This window comes from Cellulomonas sp. P4_A2 (assembly GCF_056402515.1).
This window is the reverse complement of the sequence record NZ_JBFUHG010000265.1, coordinates 1-351: the sequence shown is the minus strand read 5'-3', so window position 1 is coordinate 351 and position 351 is coordinate 1. Positions and strand designations below refer to the sequence as shown.

The following is a 351-nucleotide window of genomic DNA, read 5'->3' as shown; positions in this document are numbered from 1 at the left end:
CGACTCGGCGCCGTCGGCGCAGGACCTGACGGACGGGCTGAAGGCGGTGCTCGAGGGGCGGGTGTCGTAGGCGATTGCGTGGCCGCGGCCACGTTGTGTCCTCCATCGCCGGAGGGATCGCCGGAGGGGCTGAGATGTGGCAGTGCCTGCCCGGTGGTCAGGCGCCGGGCGGTGGCAAGGCCCGGCACAGCGCCTCCAGGGCCGCGCCGTACGCATGGTCCGGCGGCGTCGCATAGCCCACGACCAGGCCGTCCTCGGCAGGCATGGTGGCGGCCGGATGACGGAAGTCGGCGAGCGGGTCCAGGCCGAGGCCCTGCCAGGCGGCGGCCTTGACGGTGGAGCGTTCGGTGC

1 protein-coding gene is annotated in these 351 nt (G+C 74.4%); it reads right to left on the bottom strand.

Annotated features, from left to right (window positions below; genetic code table 11):
- Positions 1 to 157 precede the first annotated feature (157 nt).
- A partial coding sequence (locus AC1DUE_RS21000; protein ID WP_477041321.1) for a hypothetical protein occupies positions 158 to 351 on the bottom strand: 194 nt, incomplete at its 5' end.